This window comes from Bacillus sp. SIMBA_008, from assembly GCF_046535495.1.
Lineage (GTDB): Bacteria > Bacillota > Bacilli > Bacillales > Bacillaceae > Bacillus > Bacillus subtilis.
Genome location: NZ_JAWRWL010001295.1, coordinates 1 through 235 on the forward strand (window position 1 = coordinate 1; position 235 = coordinate 235).

1 protein-coding gene is annotated in these 235 nt (G+C 66.8%); it reads right to left on the minus strand.

Annotation, left to right across the window (positions count from 1 at the left end):
- Positions 1-235 (minus strand): PilW family protein (locus SB658_RS27615; RefSeq protein ID WP_410603767.1); only part of this gene is annotated, 235 nt, incomplete at both ends.

Consider the following 235-nt stretch of genomic DNA (forward strand, 5'->3'; position numbering starts at 1 on the left):
GGGCTGCGGACTACGGGCCAGGATGCCGACCTGCACCTGGCCGACACGCCGCCATTCTCCGGCGCCGCTGGCATTGGCGGCGGTGGTCACACCGCTGGCAATGGCCTGCGTGGTGATGTTGCCGGTGGGCGGTGAGGCGGGCGTGATGACCGCATTGTTGTCCAGGCCGAACAGCAGCTGCATGCTTTCGATGCCTTCAACGAGTTCCTCGGCCGCGCTGTAACCGTTGTTGCCG